General features: G+C 70.3%; 1 pseudogene. It reads left to right on the top strand.

What is annotated here, in order from left to right:
• A pseudogene (locus AC3A4T_RS24580) lies at positions 1 to 212 on the top strand (OmpA family protein); the annotation flags it as partial.

Genomic DNA, 212 nt, shown 5'->3' with positions numbered 1-212 from the left:
GAGCTGGCGTACCGCGCCGACTTCGACGACCAGAGCGTGAACGCGCCGCAGGAAGACTGGTTCGGCGACGTGCTGGCCTCGGTCGGCATCATCGTCCCGCTGGGTCCGGAACCGACCGCTCCGGTCGCGGTGGCTCCGGAAGTGCAGCCGGGCTGCGCGGACAAGGACGACGACGGCGACGGCGTGAACAACTGCGACGACAAGTGCCCCGG

Source organism: Lysobacter sp. Soil_N_51 (assembly GCF_057655755.1).
The sequence above is the reverse complement of the archived record's forward strand: the minus strand, read 5'-3'. Positions and strand labels throughout refer to the sequence as shown.